This window comes from Winogradskyella sp. J14-2, assembly GCF_001971725.1.
Taxonomy (GTDB): Bacteria; Bacteroidota; Bacteroidia; order Flavobacteriales; family Flavobacteriaceae; genus Winogradskyella.
In genome coordinates this window covers 3118585-3143434 of record NZ_CP019388.1, presented here as the reverse complement: position 1 = coordinate 3143434, position 24850 = coordinate 3118585, and the positions used below count along the sequence as shown (strand labels likewise).

General features: G+C 33.2%; 24 protein-coding genes. 12 read left to right on the top strand and 12 right to left on the bottom strand.

Translation table 11 applies throughout. The features are described 5' to 3' along the window. Positions 1 to 5: 5 nt before the first annotated feature. The 5 genes from BWZ20_RS14150 to BWZ20_RS14130 all read left to right on the top strand — a co-directional run bounded on the left by BWZ20_RS14150 (position 6) and on the right by BWZ20_RS14130 (position 4226). A complete protein-coding gene (locus BWZ20_RS14150) occupies positions 6 to 800 on the top strand; it encodes an ABC transporter ATP-binding protein (protein WP_076620879.1) in 795 nt (264 codons plus the stop codon). A 74-nt stretch (positions 801 to 874) separates the two neighbouring features. Then, positions 875 to 2263, top strand: a complete 1389-nt coding sequence (rmuC, locus tag BWZ20_RS14145; RefSeq protein WP_076620877.1) for a DNA recombination protein RmuC — start codon at positions 875 to 877, stop codon at positions 2261 to 2263. A 100-nt stretch (positions 2264 to 2363) separates the two neighbouring features. Continuing rightward, positions 2364 to 2975, top strand: a complete 612-nt coding sequence (locus tag BWZ20_RS14140; protein ID WP_076620875.1) for a SatD family protein — start codon at positions 2364 to 2366, stop codon at positions 2973 to 2975. Next, positions 2972 to 3688: a DUF3307 domain-containing protein gene (locus BWZ20_RS14135; protein WP_076620873.1), complete on the top strand. Its 717-nt coding sequence runs from the start codon at positions 2972 to 2974 to the stop codon at positions 3686 to 3688. Before BWZ20_RS14140 ends, BWZ20_RS14135 begins: the two co-directional genes overlap by 4 nt. Beyond that, positions 3681 to 4226: an acyl-CoA thioesterase gene (locus BWZ20_RS14130; RefSeq protein ID WP_076620871.1), complete on the top strand. Its 546-nt coding sequence runs from the start codon at positions 3681 to 3683 to the stop codon at positions 4224 to 4226. The genes BWZ20_RS14135 and BWZ20_RS14130 overlap by 8 nt, the downstream gene beginning before the upstream one ends. 63 nt (positions 4227 to 4289) lie before the next feature. On the opposite strand, the gene BWZ20_RS14125 is transcribed toward BWZ20_RS14130, so the two are convergent. The 3 genes from BWZ20_RS14125 to rpmH all read right to left on the bottom strand — a co-directional run bounded on the left by BWZ20_RS14125 (position 4290) and on the right by rpmH (position 8347). After that, positions 4290 to 5162 (bottom strand): T9SS type A sorting domain-containing protein, encoded by an 873-nt coding sequence (locus BWZ20_RS14125; RefSeq protein ID WP_076620869.1) that lies wholly within the window; start codon positions 5160 to 5162, stop codon positions 4290 to 4292. A 72-nt stretch (positions 5163 to 5234) separates the two neighbouring features. Further along, a complete protein-coding gene (gene carB / locus BWZ20_RS14120) occupies positions 5235 to 8087 on the bottom strand; it encodes a carbamoyl-phosphate synthase large subunit (RefSeq protein WP_076620867.1) in 2853 nt (950 codons plus the stop codon). Between the two features lie 98 nt (positions 8088 to 8185). Beyond that, a complete protein-coding gene (gene rpmH / locus BWZ20_RS14115) occupies positions 8186 to 8347 on the bottom strand; it encodes a 50S ribosomal protein L34 (RefSeq protein ID WP_076620865.1) in 162 nt (53 codons plus the stop codon). 167 nt (positions 8348 to 8514) lie between these two features. Between rpmH and BWZ20_RS14110 the strand changes: the two genes are divergently transcribed. Further along, positions 8515 to 9093, top strand: coding sequence for a hypothetical protein (locus BWZ20_RS14110; RefSeq protein ID WP_076620864.1), 579 nt, complete (start codon positions 8515 to 8517; stop codon positions 9091 to 9093). A gap of 2 nt (positions 9094 to 9095) precedes the next feature. On the opposite strand, the gene cls is transcribed toward BWZ20_RS14110, so the two are convergent. The 3 genes from cls to BWZ20_RS14095 are packed head-to-tail and all read right to left on the bottom strand — an operon-like array spanning position 9096 to position 12196. Beyond that, entirely contained in the window at positions 9096 to 10544 is a 1449-nt protein-coding gene (gene cls, locus BWZ20_RS14105) for a cardiolipin synthase (RefSeq protein WP_076620862.1), read from the bottom strand. Between the two features lie 3 nt (positions 10545 to 10547). After that, the gene (locus tag BWZ20_RS14100) at positions 10548 to 11486 is read right to left on the bottom strand and encodes a lytic transglycosylase domain-containing protein (protein ID WP_076621374.1); all 939 of its coding nucleotides are present in this window, start codon (positions 11484 to 11486) and stop codon (positions 10548 to 10550) included. A gap of 41 nt (positions 11487 to 11527) precedes the next feature. Beyond that, positions 11528 to 12196 carry an alpha/beta hydrolase gene (locus tag BWZ20_RS14095; protein WP_076620860.1) on the bottom strand — a complete coding sequence of 223 codons (669 nt, stop codon included), beginning with the start codon at positions 12194 to 12196 and terminating at the stop codon, positions 11528 to 11530. 179 nt (positions 12197 to 12375) lie between these two features. On the opposite strand from BWZ20_RS14095, the gene BWZ20_RS14090 reads away from it, so the two are divergent. Then, a complete protein-coding gene (locus BWZ20_RS14090; protein ID WP_076620859.1) occupies positions 12376 to 12672 on the top strand; it encodes an N-acetyltransferase in 297 nt (98 codons plus the stop codon). Positions 12673 to 12726: 54 nt separating this feature from the next. Here BWZ20_RS14090 and BWZ20_RS14085 read toward each other — a convergent pair whose 3' ends face one another. Both BWZ20_RS14085 and mtaB read right to left on the bottom strand, forming a co-directional pair. Then, positions 12727 to 13170 (bottom strand): hypothetical protein, encoded by a 444-nt coding sequence (locus BWZ20_RS14085; protein ID WP_076620857.1) that lies wholly within the window; start codon positions 13168 to 13170, stop codon positions 12727 to 12729. 50 nt (positions 13171 to 13220) lie between these two features. Beyond that, the gene (mtaB, locus tag BWZ20_RS14080) at positions 13221 to 14570 is read right to left on the bottom strand and encodes a tRNA (N(6)-L-threonylcarbamoyladenosine(37)-C(2))-methylthiotransferase MtaB (protein WP_076620855.1); all 1350 of its coding nucleotides are present in this window, start codon (positions 14568 to 14570) and stop codon (positions 13221 to 13223) included. Positions 14571 to 14616: 46 nt separating this feature from the next. Between mtaB and BWZ20_RS14075 the strand changes: the two genes are divergently transcribed. Beyond that, entirely contained in the window at positions 14617 to 16248 is a 1632-nt protein-coding gene (locus BWZ20_RS14075) for an ABC transporter substrate-binding protein (RefSeq protein ID WP_076620854.1), read from the top strand. Between the two features lie 17 nt (positions 16249 to 16265). Here the strand turns inward: BWZ20_RS14075 and BWZ20_RS14070 are convergent, their stop codons facing one another. The 4 genes from BWZ20_RS14070 to BWZ20_RS14055 all read right to left on the bottom strand — a co-directional run bounded on the left by BWZ20_RS14070 (position 16266) and on the right by BWZ20_RS14055 (position 19536). Beyond that, positions 16266 to 16973: a lysoplasmalogenase family protein gene (locus BWZ20_RS14070; protein WP_076620852.1), complete on the bottom strand. Its 708-nt coding sequence runs from the start codon at positions 16971 to 16973 to the stop codon at positions 16266 to 16268. A gap of 132 nt (positions 16974 to 17105) precedes the next feature. After that, complete coding sequence (locus tag BWZ20_RS14065) at positions 17106 to 18014, bottom strand: TolB family protein (RefSeq protein WP_083677231.1); 909 nt, start codon at positions 18012 to 18014, stop codon at positions 17106 to 17108. 15 nt (positions 18015 to 18029) lie between these two features. Beyond that, on the bottom strand, positions 18030 to 19205 hold the full coding sequence (locus BWZ20_RS14060) for a GlmU family protein (protein ID WP_076620848.1): 1176 nt from the start codon (positions 19203 to 19205) through the stop codon (positions 18030 to 18032). A 79-nt stretch (positions 19206 to 19284) separates the two neighbouring features. Further along, positions 19285 to 19536, bottom strand: coding sequence for a type B 50S ribosomal protein L31 (locus BWZ20_RS14055; protein WP_076620846.1), 252 nt, complete (start codon positions 19534 to 19536; stop codon positions 19285 to 19287). A gap of 161 nt (positions 19537 to 19697) precedes the next feature. Between BWZ20_RS14055 and BWZ20_RS14050 the strand changes: the two genes are divergently transcribed. The 4 genes from BWZ20_RS14050 to BWZ20_RS14035 all read left to right on the top strand — a co-directional run bounded on the left by BWZ20_RS14050 (position 19698) and on the right by BWZ20_RS14035 (position 24850). Next, positions 19698 to 20213: a DUF4199 domain-containing protein gene (locus BWZ20_RS14050; protein WP_076620844.1), complete on the top strand. Its 516-nt coding sequence runs from the start codon at positions 19698 to 19700 to the stop codon at positions 20211 to 20213. A gap of 52 nt (positions 20214 to 20265) precedes the next feature. Continuing rightward, the gene (locus tag BWZ20_RS14045; RefSeq protein ID WP_076620841.1) at positions 20266 to 21219 is read left to right on the top strand and encodes a glycosyltransferase family 2 protein; all 954 of its coding nucleotides are present in this window, start codon (positions 20266 to 20268) and stop codon (positions 21217 to 21219) included. A gap of 73 nt (positions 21220 to 21292) precedes the next feature. After that, entirely contained in the window at positions 21293 to 23020 is a 1728-nt protein-coding gene (locus BWZ20_RS14040) for a phospho-sugar mutase (protein ID WP_198034954.1), read from the top strand. 3 nt (positions 23021 to 23023) lie between these two features. Then, positions 23024 to 24850, top strand: a complete 1827-nt coding sequence (locus BWZ20_RS14035) for an ABC transporter ATP-binding protein (protein ID WP_076620838.1) — start codon at positions 23024 to 23026, stop codon at positions 24848 to 24850.

Genomic DNA, 24850 nt, shown 5'->3' with positions numbered 1-24850 from the left:
ATAAAATGAAAAAAGAAAAACGACATACCATCCTAAAAGCCAAAAACCTCTCTATTGGTTATAAGACCAAAAAGGGAGAAACGGTCATTTCGGAAAATATCAATTTTGAATTAGAAAACAAACAACTTATCGGTTTGGTTGGTGCAAACGGTATTGGTAAATCTACACTTTTAAGAACGCTCATTAAAGTTCAACCTGCACTATCTGGAACAGTACTTTTAAATGATACAGATTTAAAATCGATATCCTCTTTAGACCTAGCTAAACAACTAAGTATTGTTTTAACCGAAGCATTAACTTCAAAAAATCTCTCTGTATACGAACTCATCGCATTGGGAAGACATCCTTACACCAATTGGATAGGCAGTTTAACCTCAAAAGATGTTGAGATCGTTGAAAACGCCTTTAAGCTGGTTAATATTATAGAACTTAGAAACAAAAAATGCTACGAACTAAGTGATGGACAACTACAAAAAGTAATGATTGCACGTGCCTTAGCGCAAGACACAGATATCATTGTTTTGGATGAACCCACTACACATTTAGACATGTATCACAAAGCCTATATTTTAAAATTGCTTCAAAAATTAACTAAAGAAACAGGTAAAACCATTTTATTTTCATCTCACGAAATTGACTTAGCCATTCAACTTTGTGACACCATGATCGTCATGCGAAAAGAAAATGTTGTTTATGATCAGCCATGTAACTTAATTTCAAAAGGTATTTTTGAATCCCTTTTTCCTGATGATTTAATTTCTTTTGATAATACTTCTGGAAGTTTTAGAGTGAAGAAATAGTCTTTTCATCTTTGAGCTTCATACTACTTACTTCATACTAAAAATGTATCTTTGATAAATTCTCTTTTACAAATATGAACGACACACTCATTTTATTTATCGCCATCATTGTTTCTGCTGCAATTGGTGCTTTTCTTGGCTTAAAGTTCTCTCAACTAAAGAGTAAAAGTAGCACCAGCGCTTTAGAAGAACGTAACGCCAATCTTAACAAACAGTTAGAAGACATAAAGCAATACTCAGAGGCAGAACACCAAAAGCAGAATATTCTTTTTAATCAACAAATACAAGATTTAAAAGCTAACATTTCTAAAATTGAAACGGAACGAGAAGAAATAAGAAGAGAAAAAGAATTATTAAATTCTGAATTATCTCGAAAAAATACAGAGTATGAGAATCTTCAGGAACAGAACTTAAAACGAGACGAAGAACTTGCCAAACAACAAGAGCAGCTTAGAAAAGATTTTGAATTGATGGCCTCTAAAATTCTAGATGAAAAGTCAGAGAAATTCACTATTCAGAATAAAGAAAACATTAAAAACATTCTCAATCCACTTGAAGAAAAGATAAAAACCTTTGAAAAGAAAGTCGAGGATTCTCAAAAGGAAAGCATAAGTATGCACTCTGCTTTAAAAGAGCAATTGTTGGGTCTTAAAGATCTTAATCAACAAATGGCAAAAGAAGCAACCAACCTAACCAAAGCTTTAAAAGGAGATAGTAAAACTCAAGGAAACTGGGGCGAACTGGTATTAGAACGTGTTCTAGAAAAGTCTGGTTTAGAAAAAGACCGTGAATATTTTGTACAACAAAACTTTCAGCGCGAAGATGGCACTCGTGTTATGCCAGATGTGGTTTTGCATCTTCCGGATAACAAAAAAATGATTATAGACTCTAAAGTATCGCTAACCGATTATGAACGTTTGGTTAATGCCGAAGATGACGAACGTGCGCTCTATTTAAAAGCACATGTAAATTCAATTAAAAAACATGTAGATCAGTTATCGTCTAAAAACTATCAGGATTTATATGATATTGAGTCGCCTGATTTTGTGTTGATGTTTATCCCAATAGAACCTGCTTTTGCAGTTGCTATTAATGAAGACAACACACTCTACAACAAAGCTTTTGAACAAAATATTGTTATCGTTACCCCTTCTACCCTCTTAGCTACATTGCGCACCATTGACACCATGTGGAACAACGAAAAGCAACAGCAAAATGCTATAGAAATTGCCAAGCAAGCAGGTGCATTGTATGATAAGTTTGAAGGTTTAGTGTCTGACTTAACTGGTGTTGGTAAAAAGATTGATGCAGCCAAAAGCGATTACTCTGCTGCGATGAACAAATTGGTTGAAGGTAAAGGCAACCTTATCTCTAGAGTAGAAAAAATTAAGAAAATGGGTGCCAAAGCCAAAAAAGCGCTTCCTGAAAGTATTATTAAAAGAGCTTCAGAAGATGATATTTAAGTATTCCTTTTTAAAAGCATAATTAAAAATATTCCTTTTTAAGGGAATATTTTTGTTTATTCCATTTTTAAGGCATATATTTGAAGTAAATAATGATACTATGACTAGTGTTATAACTGGAGACATCATCAAATCCAGAAATCTTAAGGATCAAAATATTTGGATGGAGCAATTGAAATATGCTCTTAATACACTATCATCTAATAAATCCTACTATGAAATTTATCGTGGAGACAGCTTTCAATATGAATGCAGAGATATTTATGATAGTTTTATAAATGCTGTATATATAAAATCCTGCATTAAAACTATCAAAGGTTTAGATGTAAGAATGTCTATCGGTATCGGAACGAAAGATCACGAAGGCAACACCGTAAGTGAATCTAATGGTGAGGCATTTGTACATTCTGGAGAAACTTTTGAAACCCTAAAAAAAGAAAAGGTAAATCTAAAGGTTAAGACCAGAGATTTTGTACTTAATGAAGAGTTGAACTTATATTTTAAACTTGCATTGATTGCAATGGATAACTGGACTACGAATTCGGCTGAAATTGTAAAACTTAGCATAGAAAACCCTACTATGATACAAGCAGAATTGGCAAAACTTATTGGTATTAGCCAAGATGCAGTAAGCAAGCGTCAAAAAAGAGCTTATTTAGATGAAATATTAGAATTAGATAAACTGTATAGACAAAAAATAGATCAGCCATGAATCTAATAATCTTAAAACTTATTCTTGCCCATATTTTAGGTGATTTTTTTCTTCAACCGCAAAAATGGGTAAAGGATAAAGAAAAAAAGAAACTAAAGTCTAAGTGGCTATACATTCATATTGCAATTCATATAGCTTTGATGTTTCTTTTGGTCTGGGACTTTTCTCATTGGTTTTTGATTCTACTGATTGGTGCTTCACACCTCATCATTGACGCCCTTAAGCTTCTTCTGCAAAAGAAAAAAACAAAAAAATTCTATTTTTTTGTAGATCAAGTTCTACATATGGTCGCCATATTTGTTTTAACCATAGTAATGCACCACAAGGACATTACATTATCGCTATATATAGATACATCAGCGCTATTCTTATTGATTTGTATCGTATTTCTAACACAACCAACATCGATTATTATGAAAACCATTTTTACAAAATGGGATATTTCAAAATATACTGAGGATAATGAATCTTTAAAAGATGCTGGTAAGTATATTGGTGTATTAGAACGACTTTTAGTATTTATCTTTATCATAGTTGGTCATTGGGAAGCTGTAGGCTTTCTTATCACTGCCAAATCCGTATTTAGATTTGGTGATTTAACCTCAACTAAAGAACGAAAGCTAACAGAGTATATTTTAATAGGTACACTGCTTAGTTTTGGAATTGCCATAATAGTAAGTTTATTATTTTTAAACCTTAAATCTTATGTATAAAACAGTAGATGCCTCAAGAATACAGATTTCGCAATTAATGTTACCTTCACATTCTAATTTTAGTGGAAAAATTCATGGAGGCTATATATTAAATCTCATGGACCAAATTGCTTTTGCGTGCGCCTCAAAACACTCTGGTGCTTATTGTGTTACAGCTTCGGTAGATACTGTAGATTTTATAAATCCGATAGAAGTTGGTGAACTAGTAACCATGAAAGCTTCGGTAAATTATGTAGGCAGAACATCTATGGTAATTGGTATAAGAGTAGAATCTGAAAATATCCAAACAGGAAAAATAAAACACTGTAACTCGTCTTATTTTACCTTGGTTGCGAGAGATGATAATGGACAATCAAAGGAAGTTCCAGGAATTATTATAAATGACGAAACCGAAATAAAACGTTTTTTAAAAGCCATAAAACGTATTGAAACAAAAAGACAAAGACAAGAAGAGTTTGATTCTACCAGCTTTTCACTAAAAGATTATATTAAGCAGCTTGAAGGCTACAGAGTAAAAATAGAACTTTCTAGAAACTAATAATAAAAAAAAGCAATCTAAACATTTAGATTGCTCTTTACTGTAAGTCTTTGTATTATAAATTTACTGTTTCACAAAGCGTTTTACTAGCGTAGATGTATCGTTAGAAACTCTTACTAGATATACTCCACTTTTCCAGCTTGTTACATTCACTGAAGATGTTAGTTGGGTTATAGCACCTTTGTAAACACGTTTACCCAAAACATCGAAAACCTCAAGAATCATTTCTTCACTACCAACTGGCATTACAACATTCAGTTTATTTTTGGCTGGATTTGGAGATATAGAAAATTCAATATCTTGTTTATTTAAATCCTCTATACTTAAAGAACCTGTTGCAGTAATATTATCCAAATGCATTTCTGCAGTTATTACTTGACCTCGCCACGCAGGGTTTGGATTACTCAAAATTCTAAACTCGGTAACATTTGCTAGCGTTGCATTAATATCTGTACCAGGACTACCACCATCAAAACCATCGGCAACAGAAACCATATCCGAGGGTGAAATAGGAATTGTAACTTCCGTCCATTCTGAACCCGCTGCAATTACTACACCTGTTGATGAAGAAAATTTTCCACCAGGACCAGTAACTGACACTCTTACTGTAACATCATTTGTTAAAGCACGAACATCCATTGTAATAGATAGGATCCCTTCGCTGGTGAAATTTCCTATCCAGCTGGTAGTATTTCTAATTACCATTCTAGAGCCACTTCCTGCCCCAACACCAGAGGTAAAATCTCTTAAATAATTATCATCAGTACCATCAGGACCATCGCTTGCAATGTTTTCGTTAGTATCGCTAGGGCTTCCACTTTCAAACCATCCTTGAGTGGTTCCATCTTCAAAATCATCAACCTGATTAATTGCAACTTGAGAAAAAACACTGCTAAATATTAAACAAAAAGAAAATAGTAGTAAAGTTCTTTTCATAGATAAAATTTTTATGCTAAGTTAACAATTTATATCATAACATTTTAGCCATTTATCAAAAAAACTAAACTTTTACCTACTCAAATACATTTTTCGTCTTGAATAGAGATCATAAAACTCGTCTTCTTTTAGACTTTCTATAAACAATATGCTCTCTCCTGTACTCTTCATTTCTGGCCCTAATTTTTTATTGACATTAGGGAATTTATTAAATGAGAAAACCGGTTGTTTTATCGCATAACCCTCTAATTGTGGGTTAAACTCAAAATCTGTTACTTTGTTTTTACCCAACATAACTTTAGTTGCATAGTTAACGTAAGGTTCTTTATATGCTTTTGCAATAAATGGTACTGTACGCGACGCTCTTGGGTTAGCCTCTATAATGTAAACTGTATCATCTTTAATTGCAAACTGAATATTGATTAAACCAACAGTGTTAAGCGCTAACGCAATTTTTTTAGTGTGATCTTTTATTTGCTGCATTACAAACTCACCTAGGTTGAATGGTGGTAATGTTGCATTACTATCGCCAGAGTGAATACCACAAGGCTCAATGTGCTCCATTATACCAATGATGTAAACATTTTCACCATCACAAATCGCATCAGCTTCGGCTTCAATCGCACCATCTAAATAGTGGTCTAAAAGCAACTTGTTTCCTGGTATAGACTTTAAAAGATCTATAACGTGCTCTTCAAGTTCTTGTTTATTAATAACTATTTTCATGCCTTGTCCACCAAGAACGTAAGACGGTCTTACAAGAATTGGAAAATTCAATTCTTCTGCTACTTTAAGTGCTTCTTCTGCGTTTGTAGCCACATCAAATTTTGGATAAGGAATATTATTTTCTTTTAATAAGGTTGAAAAACTCCCTCTATCTTCTGCTAAATCTAAAGACTGGAAACTTGTTCCCATAATCTTTACACCATATCGCTCTAACTTTTCAGCAAGCTTTAAAGCAGTTTGTCCACCAAGTTGAACTATGACACCTTCAGGTTTTTCATGTTGAATTATATCGTAAATATGCTCCCAGAATACAGGTTCAAAATATAATTTGTCTGCAATATCAAAATCTGTAGAAACCGTTTCTGGGTTGCAGTTAATCATAATGGTTTCATAACCACATTCTGATGCTGCTAAAACACCATGCACACAACAATAATCAAACTCTATTCCCTGCCCTATACGGTTTGGACCAGAGCCAAGAACGATAATTTTTTTCTTATCTGTAACAACACTTTCGTTAGCTACAGAAACTTGTCCGTCTGCAGTCTCTACTTCACTCTCAAATGTAGAATAGTAATATGGTGTTTGTGCCTTAAACTCAGCCGCACACGTATCTACAAGTTTGTAAACACGGTTTATTTTAAGTTCTCTACGTTTGTTGTAAACTTCACTTTCTAGACACTTAAGCATATGTGCAATCTGGCGATCTCCATACCCTTTCTGCTTAGCTTCTAGTAATAGCTCTCTATCAATATTATCAATTGTATAAGTTGAGATTTCTTTCTCTAAATGATACAGTTCTTCGTATTGCTTTAAGAACCACATGTCTATTTTGGTGATTTCGTGAATACGACTTAATGGAATTCCCATTTGTATAGCATCATACAACACAAATACACGATCCCAACTTGCATTGGTAAGCTTATCTATAATTTGATCGTAGTTCTTATAACCTTTACCATCTGCACCTAAACCATTACGTTTTATCTCTAATGATTGCGTAGCTTTATGCAATGCTTCTTGGAAAGAACGTCCAATGCCCATTACCTCACCTACCGCTTTCATTTGAAGACCTAAAGTTCTGTCTGATCCTTCAAATTTATCAAAATTCCAACGTGGTATTTTTACGATAACGTAGTCTAAAGTTGGTTCAAATAAAGCAGATGTAGATTTTGTAATCTGATTACTTAACTCATCTAATGTATAACCTAAAGCTAACTTTGCTGCAATCTTTGCAATTGGGTAACCTGTTGCTTTACTTGCTAATGCTGAAGAGCGCGATACACGTGGATTAATTTCAATTGCAATAATTTCTTCTTCTTCATCTGGACTAACTGCAAACTGAACGTTACAACCACCTGCAAAATCTCCAATACTACGCATCATATGAATTGCCATATCGCGCATTTTCTGGAAGGTTTTATCTGACAATGTCATTGCTGGTGCTACCGTTATAGAGTCACCAGTATGGATACCCATTGGGTCCATATTCTCAATAGTACAGATTATAACAACGTTATCATTTTTGTCTCTAAGTAGCTCTAACTCGTACTCTTTCCATCCCATCATAGCTTTATCAATCATAACCTCGTGGATTGGCGAAATTTCTAAACCTCTTGTAAGGGATTCATCAAATTCTTTTTCGTCGTATACGATTGATGCGCCAGCGCCACCCAAAGTAAAAGAAGCTCTAATACATAAAGGAAAACCAAATTCTTGAGCTATTTCTTTGCCTTTTAAGAACGATGTTGCTGTTGCCTGTGGTGCCATACCAACACCAATTTTCAGCATTAATTCTCTAAATTTCTCTCTATCTTCAGTAATGTTAATAGCGTCGATGTTTACACCAATAATTTCTACATCAAAATCTTCCCAGATGCCTTTTTCATCGGCTTCTATACAAAGGTTTAATGCTGTTTGTCCTCCCATTGTTGGTAGAACTGCATCAATTTGAGGGTGCTCTTTTAAAATCTTTATTATCGATTTGGTAGTAAGCGGCAACAGGTAAACATGATCTGCCATGGCAGGATCCGTCATAATCGTTGCTGGGTTAGAGTTAATAAGAATTGTTTCTATTCCGTCTTCTCTTAGCGAACGTAAAGCTTGAGAACCCGAGTAATCAAACTCACAAGCTTGACCGATAATAATTGGACCAGAACCAATTAATAGAATAGATTTAATGTTTTTGTTTTTTGGCATGAGATTATCTTTTGGTTTGCAAAAATAAATATCGATTAGGTATAAAAAAAGGTGTTACACCTAAGTAACACCTTTAAAATATTAACAATTGTTAATCATTATTTTTTATGTCTTAATTCTGAAGATACAGACAATTTCTTTCTTCCTTTAGCTCTTCTACTTGCTAAAACTTTTCTTCCGTTAACAGAAGCCATTCTTTCTCTGAAACCGTGCTTGTTTCTTCTCTTTCTTTTTGACGGTTGAAACGTTCTTTTTGGCATTGTCTTATATTTTTAAAATCCTGAATTCTTTATTTAATCGTCGATAGAGGTTCTTTTAAAAACCGGGTGCAAATATACAACAAGTTTTTGCTTTAGCAAGTACTATTTTCAAAAAAAAATTATTTGTTTTTATTACCTTTGCACACTTCAATATTTAAACCAAAAAAATGTTTAATAAAAATATAAAATTAGTAATAGCTGCATTAATTATTGGGTATGCCATATATCAATTCACTGAAGGTTACATAGGCAATGGCATAATGTATTTATTACTCTCTACCATATTCATTTTTCTATACTTTAAAAATGAAATGATTCTTTTAGCCTTTTTTAAACTGCGCAAGCAAGACTTTGCTGGTGCTAAAAGATGGTTAGATAAGATTAAGAATCCTGAAGCCGCATTGGTAAAAAAGCAACAAGGGTATTTAAACTACCTCAATGGCATAATGGTTTCTCAAACCAACATGAACGATGCCGAAAAATTCTTTAAAAAAGCCATAAGCCTTGGCTTATCGATGGATCATGACTTAGCAATGGCAAAACTAAATTTAGCTGGCATTGCGTTTTCTAAGCGCAGAAAACAAGAAGCACAAAAATTATTATCTGAAGCCGAAAAACTTGACAAGCGCAATATGCTCGCCGACCAAATAAAGATGATGAAGCAACAAATGAAGAAAGCATCTATACCGAGACAACATTACGGACAGCCAACTTCTGCTAGACAAAACAGAAGAAGTAGACGATAATTTTATAATAATGGTGCTGCTAAGCGCGCTAAAGCTTCAATGAGCTTGGTTCGCTTAGATCTTTTTTGCCAAACATTTAAATCTATTTCGGTTGCGTTCTCTAAATCGGCACTAAAAATAGTATTAAGTTGCTGAGCAAGCGGTTTGTTGTAGATTAGTGCGTTAACCTCAAAGTTTATATTAAAACTTCTGTAATCCATATTTGCTGTACCAACAGTGCTAAAAACATCATCTATAACAATGGTTTTGGCATGTACAAATCCTTTGGTATACTGGTATACTTTTACACCTGCTTCGAGTAATTTTTCTAGATACGAATTGGTAGCATATTCTGCAATCCAAGAGTCTGATTTTTTGGGTACAATAAGTTTTACTTCAATATTACTTCTAGCGGCTACTTGTAAGGCAGTGACGATTTCGTCATTTGGAATAAAATAGGGTGTTGTAATATGTATATATTTTTCGGCATTGGTTACAGCAACAAAAATAGATTCCATAATATTAGACCAATCTGTATCTGGACCACTAGCTGCAATTTGTAGTGCCACATTTTCTTTGCATTTGTGTGCGGGAAAATAATCTTTTGAAATCTTTAGTTCTCCATCACTCACAAAATCTAAGGTGGTTAGAAACACTATTTGAAGTTGCTTCACTGCTTCTCCAACTATTCTAATATGTGTATCGCGCCAATACCTTGTGTTGTTTGAATTGATGTAGTTATCAGAAATATTAATACCACCAATGTATCCTATCTTTCCGTCGATTATGGCAATTTTTCTGTGATCGCGATAATTCATTTTTCCTGTAAATTTAGAAAATAGCACTGGCATAAACTTGTAAAGCTCTACACCACTATCTTTTAATTTACGTTTCATTTTAGAGGATATTGCACTGCCTACATCATCTATTACTATTTTTATAATTACACCTTCGTTGGCTTTACTGCATAAGAGGTCTAAGAATTTAGTACCTATGGTGTCGTCTTTAATTATAAAATATTCAATATGAATATGGTGCTTAGCATCTTTTATATCCTCTAATAATAACTGCATTTTTTTGTCACCGTTTTTAATGAGTTTTATGTCATTATTTACGGTGAGTTTTGACTTTTCATTATTATATAGAAGTCTAATGAGTTTTGACTTTTCTTCTAATAAATCGTCTACATTTTCTATGGTTTTTGTATCTAGCTCTAGCTCTTCTTGAATTTGTTTAACAACCGATTGGTTTAAAACGTTTTTTCTACTAAAAATTTTAGTCTTACGGTATTCTTGCCCAAATAAATAGTAAACAATTAAGCCGACAAAAGGAAAAACTAACAAAACAATAATGTAACTTAATGTTTTTGTTGGGTTTATTTTTTTTAATAGAACCGTGAATACAGCTGATATAGCTAGAACGTAATTGAGCGCTATAAGAATTTGCCAGATATGTTCCTTAACGTATTCCAAGAATTAAGGAAGTACATTATAATAACCTTCTTCAGGAATTTCTATATTATACAATTTGCGTGATCTGTTGTTGAGATGTCCTTCTCTTAACCAAGGATTATGAATTTTTAATATCTTATAATTAATACCAAATTGTTTAGCGAATTTAGAAAAATCGGTAACTGCGGTATCCACTTTTACTTTGTAAGTTGGTATGTGCTTATACAAATCGCTTTTATTGAAGTTAAATCCGTATTTAGATGGATTGTTTAAAATTTCTTTTAAGGCTACAATTCTAAACATATAACGCCCTGTTTCTTCGCCAAGCAATAAATCATAATAGTTACTTACGCCTTGCTCCTTTAGGCGTCTCGATATACCAGCATTACCAGCATTGTATGCTGCTGCAGCCAATGTCCATGTGCCAAGTTGTTCTTTTGCCTTTTTTAAATATTTACAAGCTACTTCTGTAGCCATTTCTAGGTTATAACGCTCGTCAACGTTAGAGTTAACTTCTAACCCATTTTCTCTTCCTGTAGCCTCCATTATTTGCCAAACACCAGACGCTTTTGCTGGTGATACAGCTGTTGGTATTAATCCGCTTTCTATTACAGCTAAATATTTAAAATCGTCTGGCACGCCATTTTTTTCTAAGATTGGTTCTATAATTGGAAAATATTTCTGAGCACGTTTAAATAAAAGCAGTCCATTAGACTGCCAATAGGTATTAACTAAAAGTTCTCTATCCATGCGCTCATAAATATCCGGATTTTCTACCGGAACTTTTTCGCCTGCAAAATTTAAACCCTCTGGCATTTCTAAGGCATAAACGTTATAATCGTTAACCAACGGATCTTCTTTTCCGATAGTTTTATCTGAAGGTGCTTTTTGAACAGAAAAAATAAATAATCCTGACACGCAAAAAAGCCCTACTAAGGCCAATATATTTTTTAAAATCTTCATGTTATTATTTTTTATAAATGTAAGTAATCTAGTGAAATCTTTCAAATACCAGACTCTATAAGTTTTGGTAAATTTTCATTAAACCATTTGTGTTTATTTATAATCATTATGTGTGTACCGCCTTTAATTATAATACAATTTCCTGTACACGAATGCGGAAAAACAAGATCTTTATCTCCATGAATATATATGGCTTGCGGATTTGGCGCTTCTTGTTCCCAACACACTACCTGTTTTATTGCCCAATCTAAATAAACAGTATCATCTACAGAGAGGTATTTTTTATATAAATCTACACGTTTTTTAATAGTTTCACCTAATGCATACTTTGCTAAAAGCTCTATATTGCCTACCAGTTGTGTTGGCAGAATCTTATAGGCTTTGGTGTATCTTAATAACTTTAAGCGTTTAGGAAGCTCATGGTGAGACTTAACACTAGACACCACAAAAAGCTTCTTAAGTTTTAAGAATTTACTCATTTCTTGTACCAGCATACCGCCAAAAGAAACACCAAGTAATACCGCATTATCGTGCTTTACAAACTTACACATACGCTTTGCATATTGTTGCAAGGTCTCCTCCTTTTCTGGTATTTGCCATTCTAACCAATGAATTTTGTAACGGTCTTCTGGCAGTTTTATATACTCAAAAATTGAGGGATTAGCGGCCATTCCTGGCATTAGGTAGACATGTGTAATATTTGAGATCATAGATAATTTTTACTTTACAAATCTAATTTTATGTTGACGCTTAAAACTTTAATAACTTATTATTTAACGTTTTAACAACATTAACTTAAAATTTACGTCGATTTTTTGTACCTTTGCACAGCAAAACTATATAAAATATAGTATCTACTTGCCAACCGCTAACTTAAAACAAGGAAATTATGACTGAAACTGCTGAATTAATCGACAATGATTTTCTGCGACAATACGAACTAAAGGTTGATGATGATATGGCTGTTATTGAATATTCTTTGCAAGAACGCAAAATATTCTTAACAAAAATGATAATTCCCTCATCCATCAAGTCTAATGAATTTGAAAAAGAGTTTTTGGCAATGGTCTTTAATGATATTAAGGAAAGAAATATCAGTGTAGTGCCTACAAGTCCTGAAATTGCAAAATTTGTAAGAAGCAACAGAAAATATAAACGTATGCTCCCTGTTGGTATTCGTATCTAATACAAAATATATTTATGAAAAGTCAAGGTGTGTCACTTTGGCTTTTTTTATTTCCTAATATTCCACATCCATTTTACCATTATCGAGTTGTATTGCGTCATAGGTATTTGTTTGGGCATTAAAAGTAGATAGCACACCAGAAAAGGACATTGCGAAACGTGCATTAGTATTAACATTAATTGTTGCGTTAAAATAATCGCTATCCTGCTGTACTTTATATATTTTGCCTCTGGTAGTGTAGCTAAAATTCTGTAAACTAGCACTATCTTCAATAGACATTACCTGAAAGCTTATAATCTTGTTTGTATTGCTATTTATAATGGCTGTAAAGTGTCTATAATTTGTTGTAGCCTGGCGATCTACAATGATTGAATTGAAGATTAATTCCTCGTTGTTTATTGTTACTTCTAATCGTTCAGGAATTGGGTCGCTTTTGCTACAACAAACTAACACGGCCACCAAGGATATTTTAAAAAAGAAGTAAAGAACTTTATTCATAATCGTTTGTTTATAAAATAGTTATAAACAAATATACTAATTTATTAGGTTCAATTTAATTGTAACTGAGATACAAAATCGAACCTTACCAATCCGTCTTCATCAATTTTGGTTAGTGCAACCTCATGCAGCGTATTAACAAGTCTTGGATTCCAAGGAGCTTTAACTTTTACATAGTTCTCCGTAAACCCGTGTATATAACCTTCTTTGTTTTCACTTTCAAATAAAACAGTTCTTGTGGTTCCTAACTGATTTTCGTAAAATGCTCTACGTTTTTTAGCAGAAAGACCTCTAAGCATTTTACTACGCTTAGACCTTATATTTTTGGGCACAATACCGTCCATTTTTGCAGCTTCGGTATTGTCGCGCTCAGAGTAAGTAAATACATGTAGATAAGATATGTCTAACTCATTTAAAAAGTTGTAGGTTTCTAAAAAATGATCGTCTGTTTCTCCAGGAAACCCAACAATAACGTCTACACCAATACAGGCGTGTGGCATAACTTCTTTTATTTTTAAAACGCGATCTACATAAAGTTCTCGCATGTAGCGACGTTTCATCCTTTTAAGAATGTCATTGCTTCCGCTTTGTAGAGGAACATGAAAATGCGGTACAAATGCCCTAGATTTCGAGACCAATTCTATGGTCTCGTTTTTTAATAAGTTAGGTTCTATAGAAGATATCCTTAAGCGCTCTATACCTTCTACCTTATCTAACGCTGTTACTAAGTCTAGAAAGGTGTGTTTATGCTTTTTATTTCCAAATTCTCCTTTTCCGTAATCACCAATATTTACTCCTGTTAAAACTATTTCCTTTATGTTTTGTTCAGAAATCTCTCTCGCATTTTTAAGGACATTTTCCATGGTGTCACTTCGCGAAATACCTCTAGCTAGCGGAATAGTACAGTATGTACATTTATAATCGCAACCATCTTGAACTTTTAGAAACGCTCTGGTTCTATCTCCTATTGAGTAACTGCCAACATAAAAGTCTGCTTCTTCTATCTCACAACTGTGTACTTCGCCAACCCTTCGACCACGCTCTGGATTATTTAGAAGTTCATTGATGTAATAGGTAACATTGAACTTTTCCGTTGCACCCAAAACTAAATCCACACCATTTACGTCTGCCAACTCTTCTGGCTTTAACTGTGCGTAGCAACCAATAGCAGCTACAAAAGCATCTGGATTTACTTTTTGCGCTTGCTTTACTATCGTCTTAAAACGTTTGTCTGCATTCTCCGTTACCGAACACGTATTAATTACATAGATATCTGCCTTTTCATTAAAGTCTACACGATTAAAACCTTCATCTTTAAAACGTCTTGCTATTGTTGAAGTTTCAGAAAAATTAAGCTTACAACCTAAAGTGTAAAATGCGACTTTTTTTGTTGGGTTCATTCTTGTATTTTTACCAAGTGGGCAAAGTTACAACATATTAATTGAGATGCAAAAACACGCAAAATCCCTATTTTTTAAACTCTTAATTCTGAGTGTCACTTTCTTTTCTTGCTCTTCAAAAAAGGATGCAGATAAAGACCACTTAGTTTTTAGGTATAATGAGCATAAAAATATTAGCTCATTAGACCCAGCATTCTCTAAAGATTTAGCAGATATTTGGGCCACACACCAGCTTTTTAATGGGCTTGTACAGATGGACAACCAGCTCAATATAGCCCCTTGTATTGCTAAAAAGTGGGTGGTTACAGACAGTGCTAAAACTTACACATTTTTACTAAGAAATGATGTGTATTTTCACAAGCATTATTTATTTGGTTCTTCGACCTCACCTAGCAAACAAGATTCTACAAGAACGGTTAATGCTTCAGATTTTGAATACAGTTTCAACAGACTAAAAGACGAAAAACTAGTCTCACCAGGAAGTTGGGTACTCAAAAAAGTAGAAAGCTACGCTGCGCTAAACGATTCTACATTTCAAATAAGGTTAAAACAACCATTTCCTGCTTTTTTAGGCTTGCTCACTATGAAATATTGCTCAGTTGTGCCAAAAGAAATTGTTGAATATTATGGCAGTGATTTTAGATCCAATCCTATTGGTACTGGCCCTTTTAAATTTAAACGCTGGGAAGAAAACATCAAACTCGTTTTTAGACGTAATGACAGTTATTTTGAAACTGATGAAAAAGGACAACAACTTCCATATCTAGAAGCTGTAGCTGTTACATTTTTACCAGACAAGCAAAGCGAATTTTTGCAGTTTGCACAAGGCAATATTGATTTTGTTTCTGGATTAGATGCTTCTTATAAAGATGAAATTTTAACGGCCGATGGTAAACTTAGACCACGCTATGCTAATGATGTAAATATGATTAGAGGACCATACCTCAATACAGAGTATTTGGCATTTTTTATGGAAACTAAGGGTGAAGAAATACAATCTAAAAAATTAAGACAAGCAATTAATCTTGGTTTTGATAGAAATAAAATGATTACTTACCTACGAAACGGGATTGGAATACCTGCAACAGGTGGTTTTATTCCTAAAGGTTTGCCTGGATTTGATGCTGCTATTGGTTTTACATATCAACCAGAAAAAGCAAAACAATTGGTACTAGAGTTTAAATCTGAAACTGGAATTTCTAATCCTGAGGTAACTTTAACCACAACAAGCAACTACTTAAGTTTTTGTGAATATATTCAGCGAGAGATACAAAAAATTGGTGTTAAAGTAAATGTTGATGTGATTCCTGCTTCGAGTTTAAAAGATGCTAAAGCTAATGGCCAACTCGATTTCTTTAGAGCAAGCTGGATTGCTGATTATCCAGATGCTGAAAATTACTTATCGCTTTATTACAGCAAAAACTTTGCGCCAAATGGCCCAAATTACACACATTTTAAAAGTGATGCATTTGACCAAATATATGAAGCGGCTTATCTAGAAACTGATCCAAAAATTAGAGCTAACCTTTACACTAAAATGGATTCTTTGGTAATGAGCACTGCTCCCGTTGTCCCAATGTTTTATGACGAAGTCGTTCGGTTTACAAGAAAAAAAGTTAAAGGTCTTGGCATTAATGCCACTAATTTGTTAGAATTAAAAAATGTTAAAAAACAATAGTTACAGCACATATTTTTTTATTCCATAGATTTTTGAGGATATTCTTTTAATAATCCAACTACTATAAAAAACTGAGATAGATTAAATGCCAAGGCAATTATACTACTACTTAATAACGTATACTTAAAGCTCGGCGAAAACATATTTAATGCTGTTAGCCCATCTGTAACTAACATCAACAAAAAACCCACTAAAACCAAAATAAAACTAAGTCTATTTACTGCTCTATACCTTAGATAGGTAAATAGACCAAATAAGAGCGTAAAAAACAAGTATATTAAAACCTGTACAAAATATATATCCTTTATACTATTAATTATAGCTGTTAATATAAAAAGCATATATGCACTACAGAAAATTAAAAAAGGCAATAAACGCTTAAACTTGAAATCTTCATAATTTAAAAAACAAACGATAAAACAAATTTTGGCAAAAACCAATAGTACTATAGCCACATTAAAACTTAAGGTAGAATAGCGATCTAGAAAAAATAAGTCACCAATAAAAAATAATAGTATCCCAAGTACTATTAGTGTAGCTTTTTCTCTCTTATAATTCTGAATAGATTTAAAGAAGTAATGCAATATAAGTATTGGAACTAATGATTTTACAACATATCGGTAATAAACAGAAACACCACCATATTTTAAAACTACATTAACCAATATCACTACGATGATTAAGGTTAAATAATTGATGAGCTTAAAAGATAAAAATTTTTGCATAATCTTGAGGTATTATAGCATACTAAATGTAATTTAGTAACCTTTACACAGCCTATAAAGCACTTTGATTACCAGACAATTATAATAAATTAATTTGATTTTGAAATTAAGGTTTGTATGCTATTACTTTGATTATTTATAACCTGAAAAATAATAAAGATCGTCACCACCTTCACCCCTAGATCTTCTAGAAGAGATATAACCAGTAGTTAAGTCATCATTTAAGAAAAATGAAAAATCGTCACCCCTACTATTTATAGGTGCTTCTAAAGGTTTTGGTTCTTGCTCAGCATCTTCTGAATCTAAATCATAAACATAAATGTCTAGGCCTCCATTTCCTCCCCTCCTATCGGAAGTAAAATATAACTTGTTATCTGCACTAATAAAAGGAAAGATTTCTGTGCGCGAAGAGTTAATGGTTTCTCCCATACTTGTCACGTCACCATACGTTTGGTGATTAGAAACTGAAACTTTGTACAAATCTGATTTTCCTTTATTGCCCTTGACGTCAGCAATAAAATAAAGTGTATTGTCATCTGGACTCAAAGCCGGATGCGCATAGTTATAATCTGGATCACAAAATGGTAGAGTTTCAAAATTTGTCCAACCTTTACCCTCTTCATATTCTGCACGCTGAATTTGTAAATTATATGTTTCTACACCTTTTAGTTTGTTAGTACCTTTATCAATTTGATTGGTAGTAAAGTACATGTATTTACCATCTTTTGAAAATGTTGCAGAAGACATATTAAAACGTCCCAATTCTGTTTTAACAATTGGTTTTTCATTTTCAATTTCACCATCGTCACTTAATGGTGCTTCATACATAATGTAAATAAAACCATCGTACTTATCTTTAATAGGCTTACCTCGTTTTGTAGTAAGGTTATGACTAAAAAATACTTTATCGCCAACTACACGAGCCGCAAAATGGTCTAAATCTGTGTTGATTTTCAGTTTTTTCACCTCAATATCTTCACTTTGCGAAAATACGAGAGTAAAACTCAATAGAGTAATTAGTAGGGTAAATTTGGTTTTCATTTGTATAAACTATTGTTATTCTCTTCTATACTGTTTTGTTTGTTCAAAAACGTGTTCTAAAATGGCCTTATCCTTACTTGTAAATTCTTCATTTCTCCTTCCCATAACAACTTCTGCAACTTCAAAAGCTTTACTTGTTTTATAGGTTACAAAACCTTTACTGCCTCCCCAAGAAAAGCTAGGCACAAAGTTACGCGGAAAACCACTTCCAAAGATATTGGCACTAACGCCAACAACTGTTCCTGTATTAAACATTGTGTTAATTCCGCATTTACTATGGTCTCCCATCATAAGACCACAAAATTGCAAATCTGTTTTAGCAAAACCACCTGTTTGGTAATTCCAGAGTCTTACTTCTGCATAGTTGTTTTTAAGGTTGCTATTGTTAGAATCTGCTCCTATGTTACACCATTCTCCTAATACCGAATTTCCTAAAAAACCATCGTGTCCTTTGTTAGAAAAACCAAAAATTACCGAATTGTTTACTTCACCTCCTACCTTACTATATGGCCCAACCGTAGTTGGCCCGTAAATTTTGGTTGCTAATTTTAGCGTGGCATTGTTGCATAGTGCCAAAGGTCCTCTAACAACAGTACCTTCCATAATCTCAGCATCTCTGCCTATGTAGATGGGACCAGAACTTGCATTTAGCGTTACAAAATTTAATTTTGCTCCTTTTTCAATAAAAATATTTTCAGGATTAAGTGTCTTTACTGTAGCAGGAATAGGTTGTGATTTTCTACCATTTGTTATTAGATTAAAGTCTTCTTCTATGGCATCACCATTTTTGGAAAAAATATCCCAAGTATGCTCAATTTTTAAAATGTCACCATCAAATTCAATGGCTTCAAAATTTGAAAAATCACTCACCTCCTCGCCTTCATTAGCAAAAAAAGCAATGACATCTTCTCCTTTAAACACCGCTTGGTTGCTACCTAAATTTTTAATTACTTCTACAACCTCTGCATTAGGTAAAAATGAAGCATTTATCATTATGTTTTCTTCCATTTCTACCATCGGAAATTTATGAGACAGGTAATCTTCTGTTACTGTTGTAGTGGTGTATTCTAAAAAAGATTCCCACTTTTGACGAATCGTTAATATACCTACTCTTATATCAGCAACTGGTCTAGTAAATGTAAAAGGCAAGAGGTTATCTCTGTACGGTCCGTCAAAAAGTATATAATTCATTTTTATTTGTATTTATGTAAAAATAGAAAAAGCCTTTCTACAAAAGAAAGGCTTTTTTAAATTATCTAGACTGCTAGGCTTATTTCTTAAACTTAGCGTACTTATTTTTGAATTTATCAATACGACCAGCTGTATCTACCAATTTAGACTTACCAGTATAATAAGGATGAGAAGTTCTAGAAATTTCCAATTTTACTAATGGATATTCAACACCATCAACCTCAATAGTTTCATTTGTATCTGCAGTAGATTTAGTTAAAAACACCTCGTCGTTAGACATATCTTTAAATGCTACTACTCTGTAATTTTTTGGATGTATTCCTGCTTTCATCACTAAATGCTTTAAATAATTTCGATTTTTTCGAGGTGCAAATTTAAGCAAATTTTGTAATTCTACAATCTTTTTAAGATTTTTTATTTCACCTTTTAGTGTAACAATTTAGTATCTTTGAGTACTAACTAATCAATTAACCACTAAACATCTCAACAATTATGGAAAATGAAAAACCAACAACAGGTAAATTTGCAACTAACTATGGGCTCATTCTGGGGTTAGTAATGGTCACCATTGCTGTAGTTACTTATGTTACCGGACTTGCATTAGAAGGTGCCCAATGGCCTAATATTATTTACTACATTGTTTTCCCTGTAATCATCTTTTATGCCATTAGTCAGTATAAAAAAGCTAACGCTAATTTACTGAGCTTAGGAGACGCTCTTAAGGTAGGTTTGGCAATTGCAGTTATTAGTGCACTTGTGTTTGTAGTTTATGGATTATTATTTAATTATGTCATTGACCCTGAGTTTTCCCAGCAAGCTTTAGAGGTTGCGAAAGAAAAAATGCTTGAAAATCCAAACATGACTGAGCAACAAGTAGAGCAGAGTATAGAATGGATTGAGAAATTTCAAAATCCTATTTTTGGGTTTTCAATATGGATAGCTTTTAGTGCAATTTTCGGTTTAATTTATTCTTTAATTGCTGGCCTAATAATGAAAAACGATAACTAATGCCTTAAATAATTTACTTATTTTTGAAGTCTACAATTAGACCTATCAAAATATGAATATATCAGTAGTTATACCACTACTCAATGAACACGAATCTTTAAAAGAACTACACGATTGGATTGTATCTGTGATGCAATCCAATTCGTTTTCTTATGAAATTCTATTTATAGATGATGGTAGTACTGATGATTCTTGGAGAGTGATTTCACAACTTGCCGAAGCCAATACCAATGTAAAAGGTATCCGTTTTTTAAAAAACTTTGGAAAATCTCAAGCCTTACATGCTGGTTTTAATGCTGCCAAAGGAGATGTTGTAATCACTATGGATGCTGATCTACAAGATAATCCTGATGAAATTCCTGAGTTATACGACATGATAACCCATAAAGGTTTTGACCTTGTTTCTGGCTGGAAAAAGAAACGTTTCGATTCCGTAATTACAAAAAACCTACCCTCTAAGCTTTTTAATTGGGCTGCAAGAAGAACATCTGGCGTAAAACTTCACGATTTTAACTGCGGACTTAAAGCTTACACTAATACTGTTGTAAAACATATTGATGTTTATGGCGAGATGCATCGCTACATTCCTGTATTGGCTAAAAATGCTGGTTTCACCAATATTGGAGAGAAAGTTGTAAAACACCAAGCCAGAAAATATGGGCACACCAAATTTGGCATGAATCGTTTTATTAATGGATTTTTAGATCTTATTACTATTTGGTTTGTTTCACGCTTTGGTAAACGTCCTATGCACCTCTTTGGTGCACTTGGAGTAATTATGTTTATCATTGGTTTTGCGTTTGCTTTCTATTTGGGTTTAGATAAATTGTTTTTTAACCCTACTGGCAGACTTATAACAGAGCGCCCACAATTTTACATTGCCCTGTCAACAATGATCATAGGCTCGCAATTATTTATTGCAGGGTTTTTAGGCGAACTTATTTTACGATCTAAGCGTCAACAACAACGCTATTACATCAAGGAAGCCTTAAATGTTTCTGAATAACAGCTTTTTGATTACCTTTTTAAATTAAGCTTACACAAGTTTTTTTACATTTGTATAACAATTATTTTTACCCATGATTTATATTAAACCAGAAATACTAGAACGCGTAAACACTTGGTTAACACCAACTTTTGACGAAGAAACTCAGAACCAAATTAAAAATATGATTGCTTCTGACCCTAAAGGGTTAGAAGAAAGTTTTTATAAAAATTTAGAGTTTGGTACAGGTGGAATGCGAGGTATAATGGGTCTTGGCACTAACCGTATTAATAAATATACATTAGGAAAAAACACCCAAGGCTTAAGTAATTATTTAAAGAAAGTTTTTTCTGGTGAACAAGTAAAAGTTGCTATAGCTTACGATTGTAGACATAACAGTAAAGCGTTTGGTAAAGTGGTTGCTGATGTGTTTTCTGCCAATGGTATAAAAGTATATTTATTTGAAGATTTGAGACCAACTCCAGAGCTTTCTTTTGCGCTTAAGCATTTAGGATGTCATTGTGGTATTGTATTAACTGCGTCTCATAATCCACCAGAATACAATGGCTATAAGGTATATTGGCAAGATGGAGGTCAATTAGTGCCACCACAGGATAATGAAATCATTACTGAAATAAATAAACTAGATTATTCTGAAATTAAATTTGAAGCCAATTCAGATTTAATTCAATTTATAGGAAAAGATGTTGATGATGCATTTATTGATGCTTCTATAAAAAATGGAAGTTTTAATATATCAGCTGAAGCTAAAGAAAATTTAAACATCGTTTTTACATCACTTCATGGCACCTCAATTATGGCAATACCAGAAACTTTAAAACGTGCTGGTTATACCAACGTCAATATTGTTGAAGAACAAAAAGATCCTAACGGAGATTTCCCAACAGTAGTGTCTCCAAATCCAGAAGAGCCAGAAGCTCTAAAAATGGCAATGGAATTAGCTAAAAAAGTAGATGGTGATATTGTTATTGGCACAGATCCAGATTGTGACAGATTAGGCGTTGTCGTTAGAAACCTAGAAAACGAATTAGTGATTCTTAACGGAAACCAAACCATGATTTTAATGACCGATTTCCTTTTAAAACAATGGAAAAACCAAGGAAAAATTAATGGTAAACAGTTTGTAGGTTCTACCATTGTATCTACACCAATGATGTCTGTTTTAGCAGACGCTTACAATGTAGAGTGCAAAATTGGCTTAACTGGTTTTAAATGGATTGCCAAAATGATAAAAGACTTTCCTCAACTAGAATTTATTGGTGGTGGTGAAGAAAGCTTTGGTTTTATGGTTGGTGATTTTGTGAGAGATAAAGACGCTGTAACCTCTACTCTTTTGGCGTGCGAAATAGCTGCACAGGCTAAAGCTGAATGCAAAACTTTATATGAAAAACTGATAGATCTATATGTAGAACATGGTTTCTTTAAGGAACGTTTAGTATCGCTTACTAAAAAAGGTATTGAAGGTGCTGCTGAAATTAAACAAATGATGATTGATGCCAGAAATAACCCTTTAGAAGAAATTAATGGAGAAAAAGTGGTGCTTATTGAAGATTATCAAACTTCAATTTCTAAAAATCTTCAAACTTTAGAGGAAACAATCATAGATGTGCCAAAATCCAATGTATTAATCTATTACACAGAAGAAGGCAGTAAGATTGCGCTTAGACCAAGTGGTACAGAACCAAAAATTAAATTCTATATCAGTGTTAATACAGATCTTGACAATGTGTCTGCTTTTGCAGCAACGGAGCAGTTATTGGAAAACAAGATTGATGCTATCCTTAAGGATATGAATTTATAGTACATGGATTACATAAAAAAACTATCTCGATTTATTATTCCGTACAAACGTTACGGCATTTTAAATATAATCTCTAATATCTTTTACGCACTTTTTAGCACCTTGGCAATGATATCTTTAATGCCTATGATTAACGTGTTATTTGGTGAAGGTAAAAAGGTAATAGAAAAACCAATATACCAAGGCATAAAAAATATTAAGTCTTATGCTGAAGACTCAATTAACTATTTAATTACAACAACATCTGAGCAATATGGAGCGCAACGTTCACTGTTGTATATGATTATTCTAATAATAAGTCTTTTTTTATTAAAGAACCTTTTTAATTATTTGGGATTATACTTTATCACGTTTTTACGCAACGGAGTACTAAAAGATCTTAGAAATGAAATCTATAATAAAGTTACCCATCTACCAATATCTTATTATTCTGAAAAAAAGAAAGGTGATATTATAGCCCGAATTTCAGGTGATGTAAATGAAGTAAAAAACTCATTGTTAGCTATTTTAGAACTCATTGTAAAGGAGCCTTTAACCATCTTATTTGCAATTATTGCAATGTTTATGATATCGGTAAAACTTACAATTTTTGTTTTTTTATTTATTCCTGTTTCTGGTTTTATAATCTCAAGAATAGGTAAAAGTTTAAAGAAAAAGTCTAACAGAGTTCAGACAGAGCAAGGTATTTTTCTTTCCGCTTTAGAAGAAACCTTGAGTGGTCTTAAGGTTATAAAGGGGTTTAATGCAGAAAAAAGATTTAATGACGAGTTTCAAAAATCCACCAACCGTTTTTATAGTTTTTCTAATACTTTGATGAATCGTCAAAATCTAGCATCTCCAACAAGTGAAGTTTTAGGTATTATAACCATAGCTGTTTTACTCTGGTATGGAGGCAGCATGGTGCTTGTAGACAAAACGTTATCAGGTGGTGCCTTTATTGGCTATATAGGTTTAGCTTGGCAAATTCTTACACCGGCAAAAGCTATTAGTAAAGCTAGCTATAAAGTTAAAGCAGGTAATGCAGCAGCAGATCGTGTATTAGAAATTCTTAATACAGAATCGCCTCTTAAAGATAAGCCAGACGCAAAAGTGAAATTAGATTTCACATCTCAACTTAATATAGAAAAGATTTCATTTAAGTACGAAGAAGATTATGTGCTTAAAAACTTTAATCTTAATGTACCAAAAGGAAAAAGTGTGGCTTTAGTTGGCCAGTCTGGTAGTGGAAAAAGTACCATTGCTAATCTTGTAACACGATTTTACGATGTTAACGAAGGAAGTATCTCTATTGACGGAGAAAATATAAAAGACCTCACAAAACATTCACTACGTAACTTAATGGGACTTGTTACTCAAGATTCAATATTGTTTAATGACACCATTAAAAACAATGTGTTATTAGGTAAAGAAGATGCTACCGACAATGAAATTATCGATGCTTTAAAAGTTGCTAATGCCTGGGAGTTTGTAAAAGAATTACCTCAAGGTATACATACCAATATTGGAGACTCTGGTAACAAACTCTCTGGTGGACAAAAACAACGTTTGAGTATTGCTAGAGCTGTGCTGAAAAATCCCCCTATCATGATTTTAGATGAAGCAACTTCAGCCTTAGATACAGAAAGTGAGCGCTTAGTTCAAGATGCATTAGAGAATATGATGAAAAACAGAACATCTATTGTTATTGCACATAGACTATCTACTATTCAAAATGCAGACTTAATTGTGGTGATGCAAAAAGGTGAAATTGCTGAACAAGGTACGCACTCTGAATTAATTGCAAAAAATGGAGTTTACAAAAAACTTGTAGAAATGCAGAGTTTTGATTAA